Below are 19,982 nucleotides of genomic sequence, written 5' to 3'. Positions count from 1 at the left end.
GCACCCAGCCGACCTCACGGAGCGCTGCACCTCCATGGCTCCCGACATTGAGCTACGGCCCCACCAAAAGGAAGCCGTTGCCGCCGCTGCCGCCACGCTCCGCAACCACACCCGCGCGAGCGTGATCGCCGCCTGCGGCACGGGCAAAACCCTGATCGCCGCTCGCACTACCGCCCGTATCACCCCTCGCGGCCGAGTCCTGGTACTCCTGCCCACACTGGACCTGCTGTCCCAGACGATCCGCTCCTGGCGCGCAGCCGGGCGCAAAGGCACCACCGTCGCCGTGTGCTCCGCGCGCCAGGCCCTCGACCACGAACCGCTCGGCGCCGACACCCCCCTCACCACCGACCCCGGCGAGCTCACCACCCAGGCCACCCCTCCGCGCACCGGCCCGGTCACCGCGTACGCGACCTACGCCTCCCTGTCCGCAGTCCTCGCCGCCCACCACGACCACCATCTGCCCCCCTGGGACCTCGTAGTCGTCGACGAAGCCCACCGAACCGCCGGCCGTCTCGGCAAGGCCTGGGCAGCCGTCCACCACGACGACCAGCTCCCCGCCGCCCGCCGCCTCTACCTGACCGCCACCCCCCGCCTTTGGGATCCCGACGACGCCCAGGACGGCGACGTCGAGGCGGTGGCCTCCATGGACGACGAGAGCCTGTTCGGCCCGGTCGCCTACCGGCTGACCCTCTCCGACGCCATCGACCTCGGCCTGCTGGCCGACTACCAGATCCTCGTCCCCGTCGTCACTGACGAAGACCTGCGTGACTGGCTTGCCACCGGCCCCGGAGCCGGCGTCGACGGCCTGCGCTTGGCCGGCCGCCAGGTCGCAGCCCTGCGCGCCATTCACGACCACCGGCTGCGCCGCATCCTCACCTTCCACCACCGCGTCGCCGACGCCCGCGCCTTCGCCACCACCCTGCACGAGACAGCAGCCACCCTCCCCGCCTCCTTGCGCCCCGAGGGATTGTGGGCGGACTGGATCAGCGGCCACCACACCCCCCAGGTCCGCCGCCGCCTCCTGCTCGAGTTCGCCTCCCATACCGACCCCCACACCCCGGCCGTCCTGTCCAACGCCCGTGTCCTGGGAGAGGGCATCGACGTGCCCGCCATCGACGCCGTCGTCTTCGCCGACCCCAAGAACAGCCCCGTCGACACCGTCCAGGCCGTCGGCCGCGCCCTGCGCCAAAAGCCCGGCGCCGGCAAGAAGGCCACCCTCGTCGTCCCCGTCTACCTAACCCCCGGTGAAGACCCCGACGATCTCCTCGGCGCTGACGCCTACACCCCCCTGTGGCGCACCATTCAGGCCCTGCGGGCCCACGACGACCGCCTCGAGGCGCGCCTCGCCGACCCCCGCACCCACCGTCCCACCATGCCCGGCGAGGACCCCGATGCCTGGCTGCACTTCGACCGTCCCACCCAGGCCGAAGAAGTCGCCCTCGCCCTCTCGCTTCGGGTCCTGGCTCCCAAGAGCGCTGAATGGCGCCGCGGCCTGACAGCCGCCCGCTGCTACCACCGCACCCACCACCACCTCGACGTCCCCCAGACCTACGAGGACACCACCGGCTACCCCCTGGGCCGCTGGCTCACCTGGCAGCGCCACCTGCACACCACCGGCGTCCTCGATCCGGCTCGCGCCCAGGCCCTCGAACGCCTCGGCATCATCTGGGACCCCCGCCAGCAGGCCTTCGAGCGGGGACTGGCTCACGCCACCGCCTACGCCTCCCACAACGGCCACCTCGCCGTTCCGGTCGACTGCCTCCACGACGACTTCCCCCTCGGCCGCTGGCTGGCCACCCAGCGCACCCGCGCCCACGACCTCACCGCCCAGCGCGCCGCCGCCCTCACCGCCCTGGACCCGTGGTGGAATCCGCCCTGGCCGCTCACCTGGCAGCGTGCCTACCACACGGCCCGCCGGCAGACAGAACAGAACGCAACTGCCTCACCGGCGGGGGAGTGGCTCGCGGCCCAGCACCGGCGTGCCGACGACCTCCACCCCGAGCAGCGCCGCCTCCTGAGAAACCTGGGACTCAACCTGCCGGACACACCCGCCTCCCACGCCAAGAAACCTCCGCTGTCGGCACGAGAGCGCGCCTTTCAGCATGCACTGGCCGCCGCACGTGCCTTCCGCGAACGAGAGGGCCATCTCAACGTCCCCCAGCGGCACATCGAGCAGATCGACGGCGAACAGGTACGGCTGGGGCAGTGGCTGAGCAACCTGCGCCGCCGCCGCTCCGGCCTGAGCCCGCAGCGGCGAGCAGCACTGCACGAGCTCGGCCTGTGAGCCAGAGCGCCTGAGCCGTCTTCTGCCTGCCCTCGCGGCATGATCGGTTCGCCGCAGGCGCCGCTTTTGGATGCTGCTTCATGGAATTGGCCGGATCCGTCTCCAGACGCCTGGATCAGTGACCGTGCCGCAACGGTGCTCTGAGCGAGTGCGCGCGAGCCAGGCATGACCTGACTGCGCAGGTGGGGCGCACTTTCGGCATCCTCACGCGGGGAGGATCGCCAGCAGGCGCGACCCCCATCCCAGGCGCCCTGGAACCAAGCACTCAACCATGGTCGCATGTCCCGTCATGTCTTGAACTATTCGCTGCTCAGGGCGAGTTGAGCGATCGGTCGTGATCCGTTGTCAGTGTGAGCCGTCAGCATGTCAGTGATTGCGGGGAAGAAACGATCACTGGGGGAGGACCACATGCCGTTTGTCCGGCCGTACGTGCGCTCCGACGGGACGCCAGTACGCGGACACTCCCGATGGGCGCCGGGCGCGCGCCGGGAGATGACCATCTTCGCTCTCTTCGGCCTGGCCGTGTTCGGCATCGGCCACGCCTCGGCGGCAAACGGAACGGACAGCGCGCCGCACCGGCCGTCGGTGACCTACCCGATCCGCTTCGACCACCACGCCGGCAGCACCTCAAAGGACGTCGCGCCACGCCCGACCGTGTCGTACCCGATCAAGTTCGGCACGCCCGAGCCGAGGAAGCCGGCACCTCAGCCGACGGTCTCGTACCCGATCGACTTCTCCACCCTGGGAGCTGAGCGATGACCCGGCGACCACCGGCCAAGCGGCGGACCACCAGCCGCCGACGCGGCCAGCAGGATACGCAAGCCGCCATCCTGGCCGCCGTGGCAGCAATCGTGATCACCGTGTTGGTGGTCAACTGGCTCCTCGCACACTGGTGGCTGCTGCTTATCGCGGCCGTCCCGGCGGTCCTGGGCGGCACCTGGTGGTGGCAGCAGCGGACTCAGCACGCGGAGCAGGAACGGACCCGGGCGCAGGCCCTGCGCTATCAACTGGCGCAGCTGGATGCACTGTCCCATCGCCAGTTCGAGCACGCAGTCCGTGACCTGATGCACCGGGACGGCTGCAGCGATGCCATCCAGGTCGGCGGACGAGGCGACCTCGGCGCGGATGTGAAGGCCACCGACCCGCTCGGGCGGCGCTGGGTGATCCAGTGCAAACACCGCCGCAACGGCGCCCAGGGCACGCCGGTGGGCACCCCAGAACTGCAGGTGCTCAACGGGACAGGCCGCCCGGTCCACAAGGGCGATGTCGTGGTGATGGTGACCAACGGAAGGATCACCCAGCCCGGCCGCGTCTTCGCCCGGCAGCAGCGGCTGCACCTCGTCGACCGCCACGTACTGGCGTCGTGGGCCGCGGACTCGAGACCGCTGTGGGAACTGCTGCCTGCCCTGCCGCCGCCTCGCAGGCCGTCGCAGCTCTCCTGAGCCCTGCTCCTGACCATGCCGGTACCATGCGGTCAGCCCTCCGCCGCACTCGCGCCCGTGAGACGAAGGCAACCACGGCGTTGTCCCGATCTCCGCCCCGAACAAGGGTTCTGCTCGGTATGCGGTCAATGAAGAGCGTCGATGGCCTGTGCGATGAGGGTCCGAGCTTCGGCTCCGTAGACGGCCGCGCCACGTAGCTGTTCGAACGCTTTCAAGTAGAGGGCGATCTCGTCTGGCTGCGTGATCCGTACGCGGGCGGATACGAGTTCGACGCTGACAAGTCGGTCGTCGTAGACGTGGAAGGTCTCGCGGGGCCACTGCCGACGCGAGGCCAAGGCCAAGGGAACGATGCCGACAGAGACTTGGGGCAGGGCGCCGGCGGTCAAGAGGTAGCCGAGCTGGGCCGCCATTGCGTCGGGATCGCAAACCTGGTGGCGCAGGGCTGCTTCCTCGATCACCGCCACGAGCCGGTGTCCGGGTTCGTGGATGATCCGGCTGCGCTCGACGCGGGCCCGGGCCGCTTGCACGCTGTCGTCCCCGGGGACGTCGTGGAGGCTGGCGCTGGTGTGCAGGATGCCCCCGGCGTAGCCCTCGGTCTGCAGCAAGCCGGGCACGAGGGTCGAGGAGTAGATGCGGAACAGCGCCGTGCTCCGGTACAGCTCGAGATAGCTGTCCTGGAGCTGGCCCAATCCGCTGCGGACTTGGCGCCGCCATTGGGTGTAGGCGGTCTTGGCGTCGCGGGACTCGGCGATGATGCCGTCGGCCTGGTCGTCGGCGCCGCATGCGTGGCACCAGCGGCGGATGTCGTCGGGGGTGGGTGCTGTGTGGGCGTTTTCCAGGCGGGATGTCTTGGGGTGGGTCCAGCCGCACCGTGCGGCGAGTTCGGCGTTTGGGGCGTTGTAGGCGGTCGGCGCAGATTGCTTCGGCTTCCGTCCGGAGAGCCCATCGAGGGCGTTGATCAGCTTGCCGCAAGGGGAGAGCAGATCTCTTGGCGATGGTACCGACTACGCCTGTCACGCTGAGGTGAGGCGTGTCGCCAAGGGCTGCGTATATCAGCTGGCCAGCCACAGGCCGGCGTTGTTCGTGTGCATGGCGGTCAGCCACGCCTGTACCGCTTCACGATTGACCTCTTCGACGGGGTAGTTGCGCGTGCGGACCACCTCACGAGCGCCGGGTGACCAGTCGACGGTGGCCACCAAGAGTCCGGTACGGGCTTTCTCCCAGGCGACATCGGCGGCGAGAGCCTTGACCACCACCTTGCTGATCTTGCGGCGCTCACGCTTGCACTGCACGATCACCAGGGGTGGAGCTTCGCCATCGGTGGCACGGCCGGATTCCCATAGCCTGATGTCGACGCCGTTGTCGTTGCGTCCCGGGCCGAGCTCGACGCGGAAGCCTGCCCGGTGGAAGTGCTCGGCCACCAGGGCCTCGAACTTCCTCCAGTGGATGGCGGCGAGTTCTTCGTAGTTGCCGACCAGGAAAGGAACGAACCGCTGGTCGAAGAACCGGCCGTAGGAGGCTGTCACGGAGTCCGAAGTGAACAGGTCGGCCAGCTTCACGACATCGCTCCATTCGACGGTACGCACCCACCTCTTCCACGGGTCGGAAGCATCCCGGAAGTCCTCCACCTCGAAGACGACGTCGATGGCTGCAGCAAGAGCATCTCCGTGCCAGCGACGGGCTGTCTCCCGTAACCGGTCGCGCACAGCAGGTGGCTGAGTGTCCATCTGCATGAAGCGCAGCAGCTGCCGACCCCGTTCCTCCAGGGCTTCGAGCGACGCCCGCTCTTGCTCGGTACCCAAAGTGAGCACGGTGTCGATGAAACCGAGCACCTGCCACGCCAGCTCTCCGTCCTGCAGCCGGTCGCGTACTCGGTCGGCGAGGGATCTCATGGCGCGTACCGCACCGGGCTGGACGAAGGAGTCCGCCACACAGCGGCTCATGATCTCGTAGGCTTCACTGCGCATCCGCACTGTCCCGGCCTCGCGCGGCGGATACAAGTGCGGGTAGCCGTGGCGTTGGAGGCTGGCCAGGATGTCGGATTCCATGATGGCCAGTCCTGCCCGGTAACCGACCATCTCGGTCAGGCGTTCGGCAACGAGGCGTCGGCTGGCGGGGAAGGCTCCCATGAGATTCTCCGGTGTGGGTGGGCGAACAGGGTAGGACCGGCTCTGCTAGGGGCGGAGGTGGTGCTTCCAGGTGGTGGAGTCTTCGGCGCAGTCGTGCGGAGGCCGGGCGGCGAACCTGCTCATGACGGGAACTCGGGGCTCATAGGGCAATTGGCTGCCGGTGCCTTGATGAGCCAACGTCCAGCAGACTGCCACGTACGTGCAGTCCATTGGCGAGCGGGGTCGAGAAGCCGTCGTCAGCGACCCTGCGGGTGCGGCCTTGCCTGCCTGTCAAGGCCGGTGGGGCTGGCCGCGGCAGGTGACGAGCCCCACGGCGGTGCCCGGGCCAGCGGCGTCAAGCCGCTGGCCTGGCCACCATGCCTGCACGGCGGCGTCAGGATTGGTCGCCGGCTGGAGTGCCGTCCTCGGCCGGGCTGGTGTCGCCGATGGCCTCGGCGTTCTGATCGTCGGCCAATGCGCTGCGGCGGTATTGGGGGTGATCGAGGTCCATCTGCTGGGCGGCGTGCAAGGGGACGGGGTAGCGGGTGCGGTTGGCCCAAGCCAGGGGCTGGTGGCACAGACGGGCCGCGGTCAGCGCCAGGGACTGGGGCTCGATCGGGGCCGTATCCAGGTTCTCGCCGGTGCCCGCAGGGCTGGCGGTGATGATGGGGTAGATCTCGGTGGCGGTCATGCTGTACCAGTTGGGGCGGACTTCGTTCTTGCGCCGGTTGTCGGGGTCGCTGGAGCCGTGGCTGGCGGTCCAGCGGGTGATGGCTTCGCCGAGGCGGCCGGCTCCGGCGCCGTCGAACTGGGGCGGGACGGTGGCCAGCAGCCAGGTGGGGGAGCCGAAGTCGGGTGTGACCTGGTAGAGCAGGTTGGTGACCTTGTTGGTGCGGGCCACGGTGCCGTCAACACTGCGGTGGCTGACCCGGACGGGGCGCGGCACCTCGTCCATGTCCTTGTTGATGCGTACCACGGCCAGCGGGCGTTCGCGGGCTTGGAGGGTGCTGGCGGGCAGCCAGGTGCTGTTGCGTGTGGGTTGCTGGCCCTGGCGGCGATTGTGCAGGCCCAGCCACAGGCGGCGGGTGGCCACGCCGTCGACGGTGACGGTGTAGGGGGCGCCGTCGAGATAGTCGTAGAGGTCGGCCAGAGCCTGGTCGATGTGCCGGGCCACTGTCTTGAGGCCGCGGTTGTCGTCATCGAAGTCGGTCATCTTGCCGGTGGGGTAGGCGTCCGCGTGGAAGGCGGCCTGCGCCTGGTGGTAGGGCTCCCAGCGGCGGTGGGTGTAGCTCCAGCCGTGCAGGGTCCAGGCCCCGCCAGGGTGGGCGGGAGGCTTCAGGACGCTGGCGGTCACGCAGATCTTGGCGGTGCGGTCCTTGCCCTGGCGGCTCTGGCGGCGCACGTGGATGCCGCAGTGCGCGACCTGATCGGCCGCGTGGGGGCCGATGGCATCGACCATGACCTGGTCGATGCGGCGGTCGATGATGCCCAGGCTCCGGCACAGGTCCAGCAGTGACAGGACCACCTGATGGTCGGTCTGTTTCCCGTTGAGCTTCTTGCGCTTGGCTTCCTTGCGCTCAGCGGTGAACTGGGAGACGAATCCGAGCCGCGCCAGGGTGCGCCGGGCCTGGTGCTTGGCGTCCTCGTCCGGGCCGGGACCGGCCGCCGTGCCCGCACCATCGGCCGGAGACATGGCGTCTGCTTCCTCCGCTGCGGCGTCGAATTCGGTCTCCGCCCAGACACCGACGAGGGTGGATGGCTCCTTCTTGAGCGAGGGAATGTGCGCGACGGCGGCCTCCTGCCCAGCCGCGGGGCCATGGACGAGGAACTCGGGGACACAGTGGAAGACCGCGCTGATGCGGCCGCCGTCCAGGGGCACGGGGATGCCCTCGGCGGGATCGAGTGTCTGCGGGTCGAGGTCGAAGATGCTGGCGAGGCCGTGGATCATGCGCTGACGCATCTCGTCCCGGTACCACAGGCACACCAGGCGCAGGTGCTGGTAATGCATGGCGTCCAAAGAGCGGATGATGTCGCCCGGCTGCACGGACAGTTCGGCCTGGGGCAGCTGCTTGAAGCCGCGGGCGCGGGAGTCCTGGACGATGTTCAGGCCGGTGGGGGCGAGGACCTGCCCGATGTGGCGGTCGAGCTCGCGCAGGTGGTGCATGCCGACGCCGCGGCCCACGGGAAAGGAGAAGGTCTTGCCCTGGATAGGGCGGATGGGGCCGAGCCCCGCCGTCTCGGCCTCGGTCTCGGGCTGGTCCTCTTCCCGGGTATCGGCGCTGTGTTCGGCCTCGACACGCTGCTGGATGTTGTGCAGGACGGAGTGGTCCATGCCGAGGCGGGCCAGGGTCTGCAGGGACATGCGGTGGATGCGGCGGACGCGGCCGCGTCCGGCCATTTCGACCTCGACGATCGGCAGGTCGGTCTCGGCCTGTTCGGCCAGCACGGTGCGTGCGTAGGCCATGGTGCGGCTGATGCGGGTGGCCTGGGAGGAGACCACGAGGATCGGGTCGGCGACATTGGGCAGGGTTTTCAGGGCCAGCCGCACCCGGGCCAGCGCGTGTGCGGTGCCGGCCTTGTTGGACCAGGGCTGCTGCCAGGCGATCAGGCCGCCGCTGCTGTCCGGCCTCAGAATGATGTCCTGATCGTCCACCCTCCAGGTGTGCTGGGCGAGGCGGTGGGCCAGGTCCCAGGCCGCAGTGTTGTAGACCCAGTTGGCCGCGTCCGGTTGCCGACCAGGGGTGGGGGAGAGCGGCGTGTGCGAGCCGTCCGGGGTGATGAGGTAGTCGGCCAGCAGCCGCTCCTGCTGCGTGGTCTCGGCGACGCGTTCGGCCAGTGGGGTGGGCCGGTTGAGGTCGATGTCGTCGGGGTGGTGGCCCAGGATGAGGCCGTGCAGGAGGGTGAACGCGTCGCGCAGGGTGTCGTCGTCGAGCGGGCGGCGGGTTGCCAGCAGCCCCTGTTTGGGGTCGAAGAAGACGTAACCGCCGGTTAAGCAGCGCAGGGCGCCGGTGAGCACGGAGTGCGGGGCCTGGGCCTCCTCCCGTTTGACGATGTCCTTGTACTGGCGGTCCAGCAGGGTCCACAGGGAGGTGACGCTGGTGGGGAACTGGCGCAGGTGGACGGTGGCCCCGTCCAGCAGCGTGGGGGTGCAGCGGTAGGCGAGCACGTCCAGGCAGGCACGGGTGATGGGTGCAGGCATGAGCGAGGAAGGCCTCCAAATCTGGGATGGTTGCGGACGGGCGGGAGGGGTCAGGTGTCATCCGGGTCGATACCGGCGTAGGCGAGGAACGCGGCGAGGGCCTCGCGGTAGATGGCGTTCATCTGCCGGCGCACATCGGGGGACCAGCGGTGGTGCATGCGGCGCAGGATGCCGGCGAGGTCGGACTGCCAGGAGTCCTCGTGGAAGGCGTAGTCGACGAGGTGAAGCGTCATGTCGGTGCCGCCGCGGCGGGCGCGCCCGGCGAGCTGGATCATGTCGACGACCATGCCGGCGACGATCTCTTCCTGCAGGGCGTGAGCGGTGCTGATGAACCCGGGCGCGGACCGCATGATCATGCCCATGCGGGCCCAGGCGGCGGCCCTGGCTTCCCTGAGGTTCCTGACGGGCAAGGCGGTGGGTGCGGAGGGCAGGGAGCTGATTCCGGCGGCGTTGACGCTGGCGTACATCTCCGCTGGATCGGTCAGCAGGGCCAGCGGCCGGGTGCACAGGTAGACCGGCGTGATGGCCGACTTGGTGCCGATGACGATGTTCAGGCCGCGGGCGATCCGCGCCATCGGCACGACGAGGATCTTTCCCCGGCGGGGGAAGTCCTCAAATTCGTCCGGGGTCAGCTCGGTGATGCCGGGTGGCAGAGGCGGCAGCTTGGCCCGCCAGTGCCGGTCGGCTGGCACGGCGACACACAGGCCGCTGGTGTACTGGCCCGCGGAGTGGATGCCGAGCGCGAGGTGGCGGCAGTGCTCGTAGGAGTTGACGACCACTGCCGCGTGCGCGCGGTCGGGGTCGGTGCGCGCGATGCGGGCGAGCTCGTCGTGAATCACCGTGTCGTAGAGACGGTCACCGAGTTTGATCAGTGCTTCGCGTTTGTGCTGCTGGGGGATGCCAGAGATCTGGATGGCCCGCTGGGTGACCGAGTCGGTGATCATGCGGCGCTTGGCGCGGATGCTGTCGGGCGCGGCATCGGTCATCCACCACTTCACGTCCGCGTGGACGTGCTCGCGCACGGCTTGAGGGAAGTAGGCGGTGGCCGACAGGCCCAGCACCGGCCGTTCCACACCGGCCAGGGCGAGGGAGACGATGCTGCCCAGCTGGGCGGTGTAGGTGTGGGGGTCGCCGCTGATGCTCTGCGCGGTCAGCTCAGCGTTCTTGTGGGGATTGTCCAGGCCGGTGACCCGGTAGCCGGTGATTGCCTTGCCGAGCATGCCGTAGGGCAGGATGTGGGCGGCCACCCCGGTCTCCAGACGCTGGGCGAGTATGCGGGCCGAGCGCATCCCCAGCGAGCGCAGCTGACCGGTCTTGTTGCGCAGCAGGCCAAGGGTGTCGTCGAGCTCGGCCAGCCACATCCGCACGATCAGCAGCTCGACGGCCTCGCCGCGGTCGTGCGGATCCTTGACGACGTCAAGCAGTACTTCGTTCAGTTCCAGCTGGATGGAGGCCAGCAGGTCCTCCCCGCGCGGCGCCAGCAGGTCGCCCAGCAGCCGCCGCACCGCTTTCAGATGCGGCGGCAGACCGGCATCCCCGGCCGGCTCGTCGGTGTCGTCGGATGTGGGCGGAGCCGGGCGCAGGGCTTTGAGCTGGTCGAAGAGGTGGTCGGGGATCTCCTGCTCGCTGGGGATGCCCTCGTCGGGAAAGAGCAACGTGATCAGACGCCGGTCCCGGCTGCCGGCCAGGTGCCAGCCGGTGCTGTTGACGCCTGGCCGCTCACGGGAGGGTCCGTGGCCTTCGTAGTGGCGCAGGTGCAGCAGGTCTTCGCAGACGCTGGCCAGCAGGAATTCCGACAGATAGCGGGCGTGGCTGATGGTCGGGCACAAGGCCTTGACCGCATCGGGCGGCAGTTTCGCCTTGTCCTCGTCCAACTCCCGCAAGGGCACGGTCGGCTGGCGCCGCGAATCCAGGACGAGCTCGCTGGAGCACAAGTCCAGGGCGGTCGACTGGAACTGGTCGACCTCATCGATCATGACGGTGTGCGAACGGCGTAGCACGAACTCCGCCACCGACACATCCGCGACCGCTCGCCCGTCCAGCCGGATGCCCAGCGGAAAGCGACCGGTCATGAAGTTGTGGTGATTGGTCACCACAACCGAGGCGGTGCACGCCTGCCGGTGCTGGGCGTACTTGCCGCAGGTGGCCGTCCACGGGCACGCGGCCCGGTCGGTCGCCGGCGGCAGCGGCAACAGCCCGCGGCACGGCTCCTGGCCGGGCGGGTACGGATGGCTGGACTGGGTGTGATGGCTGAGCGCGCAGCCGTAGGACAGCTGGTCCAGCTTCCACAGGGTCTTGTCCGACTGCTCCAGCAGACTGCCCTCGATGCGGGCGGCGGCCTTCATCGCCCGCTCGTGCAACCGCGAGGGCGACATCAGCGGCGTGCAGGTCTCCGTACGGCCCAGCTGCTCAAGATCCTGGCTGATGTCCCAGGCCGCGGACAGCGTGGCCTCGACCGTCGGCAGCACGAGGGTGACGGTCAGCCCGTTGACTGCATACCAGGAGGCGGCCACGCGCACCAGGACACTCTTGCCGGTCCCGGTGGGCGCGTTGAGGATGCCCATCGGCCCCGCCCCCAGCCGGATCAGCTCCTGCGCAGGCACCGCATCCGTGGTCTGCAACTGCGCAAAAAGGTTCTCCAGGACCGCGTGCACGTACCGGTCCGCGGCCGGGTAGCGCCCGTCGATCAGACGGGCCAGCTCGAGCAGCTCCCCGGCCGGCAGGGCAATCTCCTCCTGGTAGGGCACCGTGCGCACCTCGGGCAGCTCCGCCCGGGCCGCCGCCTCCTCTTCGCCGCCGTCGGCGAAGACAGGGATGACGGTGCGCCCCTGGATGAGCCCGGAGCCGGCCGCGTACTGCGTGCGCGGCAGCCAGATACCCGGCCCGGCCGGCTCGTCCGGGCGGCTGCGGGGGTGATCGCGGCGCAGCCGCTGAAGAATCCGGTCGACATACTCCAGCAAACCCCCGCCCACCAGCGGAACAGCCGCCTCGGCCCGCCCCACGGCGGGATCCGCGGACCTGAAGGGCAACGCGGCCGGCTCGCCGTGCGCGAAGTCCAGCAACTCCCGCGCGCGGGCGGCGAACACGGTGACAGAGGCCAGTTCCTGCGGAGCGAGCGCCACCACCGCGCCGATGCGCTGCTTCTCGTCGTGCGGCAAGTCCCGCCACCGCGCCCACTTGTCGAGCTGGCCGCTGAGCAGGAACGCCGCGTCCCGGAACGAAGCGATGGCCGTGCCGCCTGCCTCCTCTTGGCGCGGGAAGTAGTGGGCTGCCAGGGCCAGCGCGGCCCCGACCGCCCCGGCCGTCTTGGACAGGCGCCTGGCCTTGGTCACTGCCATGCCGCCCCCGCCTTCTTGCAGATCAGTTCACCGATGCCGCTCGCCGTCGCGGTCTTCAGCCCGAACTCGCCCGCCACGGTCCCCACCAGGTCCAGGCTGGATTCGCGGTAGTCGGGCACCACCAGCCACTCGGCGCCGCCCCGGTCCCCGCCGTCCGCCTGGATCTTCTTCGCCAGCAACAGGGCGGAGGTGTAGTCCTTGACGTCGATGCGGAACTCCGTCCGCCCCGCACCCTGCCCGGCGGCGACCTGCAGGTCGTAGGCATCCAGCTCCGGCCACAACGCCACCGACAGGCCCCGTTCGCTGAGTGCGTCGAAGAGGGCGACCTCGACGAGGCCGGGCACGGTCGTCCAGCGCCACACCCCCCGAGCCAGCGCCTTGTGCCCCTCCACGGGCACCGGCTCGGGTACCTGCCCGGTCAGGTCCGGGAACAGCACCGCCTGCGCACCCGACGGCGCAGCCGGCCGGGACAGCGGATGCAGCAGGGGAGCCCGCCCCGCATCCGGGAGCCTGAAGGAGTACGCGGCTCCCCAGGCCGCATGCGGGCGATGGAAGCAGCGCACACTGCCCGTCCTGGTCCCGGCCCGGGTGCCGTGCACAGTGACCTTCATCGGCCAGTGGCAGACCGGGCAGGCGAACCACCACCGGTCCCACGTTGCATCGAAGGAGACGGGCCGATAGAACTCCGCGACGCTGCTGGGCAGATTCAGCCGCCGCAGCTGCGCATCGGAGCCCGCCGGCATGCGGATCAGGCTGGAGCGCCCGTGCACGTAGGCGTCCTGGTCCATGCGCTTGCGCAGCGCGGTGAAGACCCGGTCCTGGTCCATCTCGGCCTCCAGGTTCCGGGTGCTGGCCGGCCGCCCGCCGTGCGTGGTCTTCGCCAGCGCGCGCAGGACCACCCGCTGCTCGATCTCCAGGTCGAAGAAGTCCTCGTCGAAGTCGCCGTCCGGGTCGATCAGGCGGACTCCGTCCATCTCCTCCGCCGGCACAGAAGCAGGCAGCAGCCGGGCCAGGTCTCCCTGCAGCAGTCTGCGGAACCGGCTGAAGGGCAAGGGTGCTGCCGGGCCCCGGGCCGCCTGGACGCGCCCGTAGGCGTCCAGCAGCGTGCCCAGCCGTCCCTCGGCAGGCTGTTCGGTGTCGGTGAGCGCCTTGGCGGCCATCGCGGCCGCCGCCATCACCATGTGACGCACGGCCGCATCGGAAAGTCCGGCCTCCGCCGGAGAGTTCGCTAAATCCACGGCACGCACCATAAAGGGCGGCACTGACAATCGGCCGCCCCCGCACATAAATTCGCACAATGGTGCGAATTCAGTTTTCCGAAACACGCTCCACGGCCGTATCGGCGGCAATCCCCGGGTACAACTCCCGGTAACCGGCCGCATGGTGACGGATGTGATCCCAGCCGGCTGCGGTGACCACCCACCGATACACCCGCTCCTGGTGCCCGTCGCCTTCGTCGGGCAGGCAGTCGATGAATCCGCGGCTCAGTGCGCCGCCGGGACGGTAGCCGGTACCGAGATAGAACTTGGCCCGCCCCCACAGGGCGTCCTCCGCCAGCCCCGCCTCGCCTGCCTCGGCCACTTTGACCAGAACAGTCCACAGCCACTGCGACAGCAGATCCCCCGGGGCGTGGCCGGCGGGGCGTTCCTTCAGGCCTGCCCGCACGCAGGCTCGCCCCGCACGGGTCATCTCGACCACGACGCGTGGCACGAACCCGAGCGGAAACACCTCCACCTCGTCCTCGCTCACCCGCAGCAGATCTCGCCGCGCCAGCGCGTGCAGCGTCGCGCCGGCGCCGGCATCGTGCCAGCCCTCCGCCCGCAGCCGCTCCTGGATGCGGGTGTAGCCGGTGAACGCCGGATCGGCCCTCACCGTGAAGGGGATCCGACGCCACTGCGCCGCCCGTCCCGGGGCATGCCCAGCTGCCCGGCTCCCCGCGGCTCGCTTCTCAGCCTGCTGATCCTCCCGGAAGCACGCGACCAGATAGGCGCGCTGACGTCGCGTGAGCTCTTCCCACGTGCGGGAGCCAGCACGCCGCTGTCCCTGCTCACGGCCCGCCGTCCGCGGTGCCCGCAGCAGGTACCCCTGCTCCGGAAACGACCTGAACCAACTGCGGCGTACCGTCCGCACCGGCACACGGTAGATCTTCGCCAGAGCCGGGATGATCTCCTGCAGCGCCTCCCGCGACAACCAGGCCGTCACCGCACGGCCGTTCTCCATCGCCTGCAGCTTCCACTCCGTCACCCTGCCCAGTTCGTCGGACAGCGCCGCGTCCAGCAGGGCAACCACATCCACCCGGTCCAGTCCCGCAAACCGCCGCAGGTCGGCCAGCGACTCCTCACCTGCAGGAACCCCCGCCAGCTCGTGCGCAGACGTCCTCAGCGCCCGGGCCATCAGCCGCAGCCGACGCGGTGAAGGGGCGTGAGCACCCTGTTCGTACGAAGCGATCTGCCGGGCCGACACCCCGATCGCCGCGCCCAGCTGAGCTTGCGTCAGGCCAGCCTTCCTTCTCAACAGTACGAGCGAACCCGCAGCGAACGGTTCGATCCGTCGAGGCATGACACCATTATAGACTTCCTGAAGTCTATAATGGGAGCGCGCAGGCGCAGCAACCGCCCGTCCGAGTGGTACAAGCCCCGACCGCGTCGGCCCAGCGCCCCCCTGCGAGCCACCAGTCCACTGCCTGGCTGCAGCGGACCACCAGCGTGCCCGTGAGCATCAACACCTCTGCCTCGGCCCCGACCAGCAGAAGTACAGCCTCATCGCGTGATCCCGACCACCACGTCAGAGGATCCGCACCCACATGAGATCGCCGCCCCCACCACCGCCGAGGAACCGGGGAAGACGATCCCTTACTGCCAACCGGCCAGGGACACCTGCGGTCCGCCCGCAAGGTATCGCCGAAGAGCGCTAGAGGTGGTGTCTACGAATTCCTCCGGGATGGAGTCGGTCTCGACCCAGCGGACCTGAGTGTGTTTGCGCGGTTCGCGGTTTTCAGGTTCGCCGGTCCATTCGTGGGCGGCGAAGACGACGGTGAGGAAGCCGCCTGGTGCTTCGACGCCCCAGGCGCCGTGAATGACGTGAGCCACCTTCAGAGCCTCTGGTTTCACAGTCAGACCGGTCTCTTCATACAGCTCGCGTACGGCGGTTTCGGTGATGGGTTCGCCAGGTTCGCTCTTGCCGACAGGAAGGTCCCACATGCCCTGGGCGAACTTGGCGTTCTGGCTGCGCTGAAGGAGCACGACGCGACCCGTGGCTTTGTCGTGGACGATGACGGCGGCGACCAGCAGGGTCATGGATGCGAGGGCGGGGGGCAGGGCTTGGGGCTGGTCGTCTGTAGTCCGCTGAGCCACGGCTTGTGTCCCTTCATCGGTCGGATGGTGGGGCCGACCCAGACCATGCACCACTGCAGCACACCAGGACAGCATGCACAGCACCCCATCTGCGAGCTGAAGGCCACGCGCGACGGCTATCCCGACGCGCAGGATGCGGGGTTCACCTTCCGGCGGCAGGCGGCGCACTCTTTGCGTGCTGGCTGCCGTCCCAGTTCCGCCGCGGTCCTGGCCGGCTTTCGGCTAAGCCCTGGCTGCCGGGCTCTGCGAGGCGGGCACTGACGTCTTCGCCGCCATGGGCTCGCCGTTTCCGATGTCGCGAGAACGGTCACCACGGGGCGGCGGGGGTCCCCTCGGCTGTCAGCCCGTTCGCCAGCAGCGCCAGCCACTGCCGGTCGAGGCCGTCGTCCTTGCGCCGCACGGCGAGCTCTTCCAGCGCCTGCCGGTCCCCGGCGTCGGCGGCCGTGCGTGCGAACTGCTCGGCCTGCGCGAACTCGCCCGCTGCCTCGAGGCGTTCAGCGAGCATCCCCGGCGCCCATGCCAGGGCCTCGTCACAGGCGTGTCGCAGCAAAGCCGTGGCGTGCTCCCCGGTCCGTTCCCGCGCCAGACGACGCAAGGCCCAGGACCGCTGGCCGGCCGGTGCCCTCCAGGCGAGCTGCTCGGCCTCCTCCCACTGCCCGCCCTCCTCGCGGCTGCGCACCAGCTCCCACAGCGGCGTGGTGTAGCCGCGGGCGGCGGCGTGCAGCGCCCACTGGTCGGCTTCACCGGCCCGACCAGCCTGTTCGGCCCGCTCCATCAGCATCTTCACCGCCTGGCCCACACGTGCCTGCGCCGCACGCTCCAGCAGCGTGCGGCGGACGTCATCCGTCACCTGCTCGTCGTGCACCGCGCGGTAGGCCTGCACCCACAGCGCCCATGGGGTGCCCTGCCCCACCTCCCGGTCCAGCAGGGCCTGTGCCTCCTGCTCCTGATTGCGCTCACGCAGCCGCCGCTCCAGCGCCCAGGCATTCCCGGCCCGGGCAACCTCCCCGAGCGCGTCGTCACCCGCCGCCGCGCCCTGCGTGGCGTCCAGCAGAGCCACCAGCTGGCGCAGCGCCCAGGTCTCCCCGGGCGGCATGGGCAGCACCGCTGGGTTGACGTAATCGAGCAAGGAGCGAGGGCCTGCTTCGAAGTTGATGAAATCCATGCCCTCCTCCCGCTGGCGGCGCCGGCGTTCGAAAACCTCGACTGCATCCCCGTACAGCCGCGCCGCGTCAGCGGCACGTCCTTCGGCCTCGGCCTGTTCGGCGAGGGTCTTCAACGGGGTGGCTTCGCCCGCGGCGAAGGCCTCCCGGGCCGCCTGCTCCACCTCGACCGTTCCCTCCGCCAGGGCGGCCAGTTCGCCCATCGCGCGGCGGTCACCCGCCGCCCGCAATGCTGCCCGGGCACCATCCAGGTCCCCGCGCTCACGCAGGTCGTCGGCGTAGGCGCGCAGGATGTCCGGATCGCTGCACTGGGCGACCTCGGCATACCAGCGCTCCGCCTCCTCGGCCTTTCCGTCCAGTACCAGCGCGCGGGCCAGGTGGAGCTGGGCCGTGGGATGGCCACGCCCGGCGGCCTCCCGCACCAGCTGTTCGGCCTGCTGATACTGCTCCTGCTCCAGCATCTGTTCCAGCAGTTCCTCCAAGAACTCGCCGTCCCCGGCGAGCGCGGTCTGCTCCTGCACACGACGGGCTTCCTCGGCCCGCTGACGCTCCTGCCACAGCGACACCAGTTCCTGTCCCGCCTTCACACCCCCCAGGTCCAGCGCCCGCTGATACAGGCCGGCGGCCTCGGCGTCACGCCAGCGTGCCTCGGCTGCCTGTCCCACAGCCCGTACGAGGTGCGGCTCGGGCAGATACTCGCGCGCCGCACGCCAGAATGAGGCCGGGGGAGCGGCATACCGCCGCTCGACGCGACCGATGTGGTCCATGTAATCGGACAGCCGCCACCTGCCCCCGCCATCGCTGCCTTGACGGGCCCGTACCCGGCTCAACAGCCCGCGTACGCCCTTGCTCGGCTGCTGGGTGTAGGCGAGAGCCTCCTCAAGCCACTGCTCACCGAGCGCGTCGTAGTCGTCGTCACCGAGATAGCCCTCGGCGGCCGCCTGCAGAAAATCCCGACCCACCAGCGCCGCCCCGCCCAGCCTGTTCGCGTCCATGGCCGCCCGGATCACCGCACGGGCCGCGGGCGGCGCCATCCGGTAACGCTCAAGCAGTGCCGGAGCCCCCGCCAGGTACTGGGCGATCCGCCCGTCTACGGTGTGGGCCAGAGCATCGGCCAGCCGCACATCGTGGCCACCCACCGTCCGCGCATCCTGCAGCTCCTGCGCCTCGAACGCAGTCGGCACATACACGCCCGTGCCCTCGAGCAACGCCCGGGTCTGCGCATCCCCAGAACTCCGGCCCGGGCCAGCCGGCGCGGTCAGCACATTCCAAAACTCCGGCCACACCGTCCCAAGGACGAGCACCGGCCCCCTCGTGCTGTCCTGCAGCAACGCCCTCCGACCAACCGCTACCTGCCCCGCGCACGCCCCAGCCTGCTCGCCCACGTACCACTGCAGCTCATTCAGCCAGATCGCGGTTGCCCAGCGATCCCCTCCGCCAGCGCGTTCGCCAGTGCCTGGGCGGGCGACGGATCGAGCGGATGCCACAGCCTCCACCCGGCCGGCAGCTCGGCCACCGCCTCCCAGCACGCCCTCGTCTTGCCCGAGGACGACTCACCGACCAGCACCACCATCCGGCTCGCGCCCCCACCGGCCTGTCCCACCACCGAGCGCAGAACCTCATCGTGGGCACGCCGCACATACAGCGGCAGCACCCCCGGCACCGCCGCCGTCACATCGACGGGCCGATGCACCTCCCACTCACCGAACGCCTCCTCATCCCGCAGCTCGGCCACGAACCGGCCACGGACAGGCACCTGCTCCTCGGGAGCGTCCGCCCCCCGACGGCCGGGACGGCCACCACGCCGCTGCCGCCGTTCCTCAACCGCCGCCTCCCACAACCTCGCCCACCCTGCAGGAGCACCCGCACGGCCCGCCTGACGAGCCTGCCGGGCGAGACCGACGACCAGGAACTGCACCACCAGCTGCTGAGACGGTACAGACCGGCCCGCCAGCCAATCACTCAACGAGGACGTACTCAGCACAACGGGCGGCTGCTGCAGCCTGCCCTGACGCACCAGCGCCGACAGGGTGGGCGCACCCGCCCTTTCGTACAGAGCCTTCAGCATGGCCGCGAAAACCCGTACAGCCGCGCCCTGTTCCACCGCCCCCCTCCCCGCACCATCCACCCACCCACGCACCGGAAAACCCGCCGCAGGGGCCCTGGCCAGCGTAGACGCCTTCCGACCGCCATCCAGGACATCGCCGGAAACCCGCCGGACGAGCACCAATAGGGCCACTAAGGACTCCGCTACACAGGCGGATCCCACCCCAAGGAGGCCCCAACCTTGTTCCACCACTTGCTCGCCCTGCTCAACAGCCCCTTCATCACGACGTTGTTGGCCACCCACCCGCTCACCGTCGCCGGACTTGCCCTGACCGCCGTATGCGCTCCGACCGCCCGCCGCCGGCAGGCGGCTCTCAGAACCCTGGCCGTGCTGCTCGGCCGCCTGCCGCGTCGCCGCCTCTGAAGTAATGCCCCCGCTCAGGAAGGTGGTTCCTCGCCACTCGGAGGCCAGGAACCACCTTCCTCGGGCCGAGCCAGCCTTTAGCTACTGGCAGTGAGGAGAGACGAAGCTCCCAGGTGACTCGACAAGGGCCACTCATCGATGCCACACCCACATGGCGCCGCCAGGCGCTATTCCCCTCCATCGAGAAACAGCCGTACCCGGAACCACAACCCACAAAGCACCTAAGGAAACTGACATCCACTCAGTCCGGCGACAGCCGGACACCACCCATTCCAGCTCCGCGTCAGGGGAGCGCAGGCAAACTCAATATCTGTGCAACCACCGAGTTATGACATCACCGGCGCCGCCAGGCGCTCGGGTGCCGACAACTCTTCCCCTCCCTCCCCGTCAGGGGAGGGGCCATCACCTTTTCCCGGTCCTGCCGCCAGGCAGGACGACATTCCCTTACTGAGCGGGCCGCCAGGCCCGCCAACACACAGAGAAACCAGTCGAGTTGGCCCGCCAGGGCCAACCCCCGCACCAGAAACACAGTCGTGCCGTCAGGCACGACGACAGCACCTAACGGGCCGCCAGGCCCGTAGTTGGCCGCCAGGCCAACTTAAGAGCCGACAGGCTCTCCGCCCCC

Annotated in this window: 12 protein-coding genes and 1 pseudogene; 4 read left to right on the top strand and 9 right to left on the bottom strand. The window is 69.7% G+C overall.

Annotation, left to right across the window (positions count from 1 at the left end; translation table 11 throughout):
- Positions 1–34 precede the first annotated feature (34 nt).
- The 3 genes from S1361_RS00065 (at position 35) to S1361_RS00055 (ending at position 3,726) form a co-directional block, all read left to right on the top strand.
- Positions 35–2,284, top strand: a complete 2,250-nt coding sequence (locus tag S1361_RS00065; protein ID WP_208029828.1) for a DEAD/DEAH box helicase — start codon at positions 35–37, stop codon at positions 2,282–2,284.
- 492 nt (positions 2,285–2,776) lie between these two features.
- Positions 2,777–3,043 (top strand): hypothetical protein, encoded by a 267-nt coding sequence (locus tag S1361_RS00060; RefSeq protein WP_243768966.1) that lies wholly within the window; start codon positions 2,777–2,779, stop codon positions 3,041–3,043.
- Positions 3,040–3,726: a restriction endonuclease gene (locus tag S1361_RS00055; protein WP_208029826.1), complete on the top strand. Its 687-nt coding sequence runs from the start codon at positions 3,040–3,042 to the stop codon at positions 3,724–3,726. Before S1361_RS00060 ends, S1361_RS00055 begins: the two co-directional genes overlap by 4 nt.
- Before the next feature lie 125 nt (positions 3,727–3,851).
- Here S1361_RS00055 and S1361_RS00050 read toward each other — a convergent pair.
- The 9 genes and pseudogenes from S1361_RS00050 to S1361_RS00010 form a co-directional block, all read right to left on the bottom strand.
- Positions 3,852–4,610, bottom strand: a pseudogene (locus S1361_RS00050) (DUF5753 domain-containing protein); the annotation flags it as partial.
- A gap of 168 nt (positions 4,611–4,778) precedes the next feature.
- The gene (locus S1361_RS00045; protein ID WP_208029825.1) at positions 4,779–5,855 is read right to left on the bottom strand and encodes a restriction endonuclease; all 1,077 of its coding nucleotides are present in this window, start codon (positions 5,853–5,855) and stop codon (positions 4,779–4,781) included.
- A 373-nt stretch (positions 5,856–6,228) separates the two neighbouring features.
- Positions 6,229–9,033, bottom strand: a complete 2,805-nt coding sequence (locus S1361_RS00040; protein ID WP_243768964.1) for an RNaseH domain-containing protein — start codon at positions 9,031–9,033, stop codon at positions 6,229–6,231.
- 50 nt (positions 9,034–9,083) lie between these two features.
- Positions 9,084–12,371: a hypothetical protein gene (locus tag S1361_RS00035; protein ID WP_208029824.1), complete on the bottom strand. Its 3,288-nt coding sequence runs from the start codon at positions 12,369–12,371 to the stop codon at positions 9,084–9,086.
- On the bottom strand, positions 12,362–13,552 hold the full coding sequence (locus tag S1361_RS00030; RefSeq protein ID WP_050487144.1) for a restriction endonuclease-related protein: 1,191 nt from the start codon (positions 13,550–13,552) through the stop codon (positions 12,362–12,364). The genes S1361_RS00035 and S1361_RS00030 overlap by 10 nt, the downstream gene beginning before the upstream one ends.
- 127 nt (positions 13,553–13,679) lie before the next feature.
- Positions 13,680–14,930 (bottom strand): helix-turn-helix domain-containing protein, encoded by a 1,251-nt coding sequence (locus S1361_RS00025; RefSeq protein ID WP_208029823.1) that lies wholly within the window; start codon positions 14,928–14,930, stop codon positions 13,680–13,682.
- Between the two features lie 293 nt (positions 14,931–15,223).
- On the bottom strand, positions 15,224–15,724 hold the full coding sequence (locus tag S1361_RS00020) for an NUDIX domain-containing protein (RefSeq protein WP_208036362.1): 501 nt from the start codon (positions 15,722–15,724) through the stop codon (positions 15,224–15,226).
- 307 nt (positions 15,725–16,031) lie between these two features.
- Entirely contained in the window at positions 16,032–18,095 is a 2,064-nt protein-coding gene (locus S1361_RS00015; RefSeq protein ID WP_208029822.1) for a hypothetical protein, read from the bottom strand.
- Positions 18,096–18,289: 194 nt separating this feature from the next.
- Positions 18,290–18,991 carry a hypothetical protein gene (locus S1361_RS00010; protein ID WP_208029821.1) on the bottom strand — a complete coding sequence of 234 codons (702 nt, stop codon included), beginning with the start codon at positions 18,989–18,991 and terminating at the stop codon, positions 18,290–18,292.
- A 183-nt stretch (positions 18,992–19,174) separates the two neighbouring features.
- Here S1361_RS00010 and S1361_RS00005 point away from each other — a divergent pair, with 183 nt between their 5' ends.
- Positions 19,175–19,357 carry a hypothetical protein gene (locus tag S1361_RS00005; RefSeq protein WP_208029820.1) on the top strand — a complete coding sequence of 61 codons (183 nt, stop codon included), beginning with the start codon at positions 19,175–19,177 and terminating at the stop codon, positions 19,355–19,357.
- Positions 19,358–19,982: the final 625 nt, after the last annotated feature.

The organism is Streptomyces cyanogenus (assembly GCF_017526105.1).
In the GTDB taxonomy this organism is placed as follows: Bacteria; Actinomycetota; Actinomycetes; order Streptomycetales; family Streptomycetaceae; genus Streptomyces; species Streptomyces cyanogenus.
The sequence above is the reverse complement of the archived record's forward strand: the minus strand, read 5'-3'. Positions and strand labels throughout refer to the sequence as shown.

What these genes read in the sequence shown, in the direction of transcription:
- S1361_RS00030 (WP_050487144.1), bottom strand. Translation starts at nt 13,552, where the DNA reads ATGGTGATGGCGGCGGCCGCGATGGCCGCCAAGGCGCTCACCGACACC.
- S1361_RS00055 (WP_208029826.1), top strand. Translation starts at nt 3,040, where the DNA reads ATGACCCGGCGACCACCGGCCAAGCGGCGGACCACCAGCCGCCGACGC.
- S1361_RS00045 (WP_208029825.1), bottom strand. Translation starts at nt 5,855, where the DNA reads ATGGGAGCCTTCCCCGCCAGCCGACGCCTCGTTGCCGAACGCCTGACC.
- S1361_RS00060 (WP_243768966.1), top strand. Translation starts at nt 2,777, where the DNA reads ATGACCATCTTCGCTCTCTTCGGCCTGGCCGTGTTCGGCATCGGCCAC.
- S1361_RS00065 (WP_208029828.1), top strand. Translation starts at nt 35, where the DNA reads ATGGCTCCCGACATTGAGCTACGGCCCCACCAAAAGGAAGCCGTTGCC.
- S1361_RS00035 (WP_208029824.1), bottom strand. Translation starts at nt 12,371, where the DNA reads ATGGCAGTGACCAAGGCCAGGCGCCTGTCCAAGACGGCCGGGGCGGTC.
- S1361_RS00040 (WP_243768964.1), bottom strand. Translation starts at nt 9,033, where the DNA reads ATGCCTGCACCCATCACCCGTGCCTGCCTGGACGTGCTCGCCTACCGC.
- S1361_RS00025 (WP_208029823.1), bottom strand. Translation starts at nt 14,930, where the DNA reads ATGCCTCGACGGATCGAACCGTTCGCTGCGGGTTCGCTCGTACTGTTG.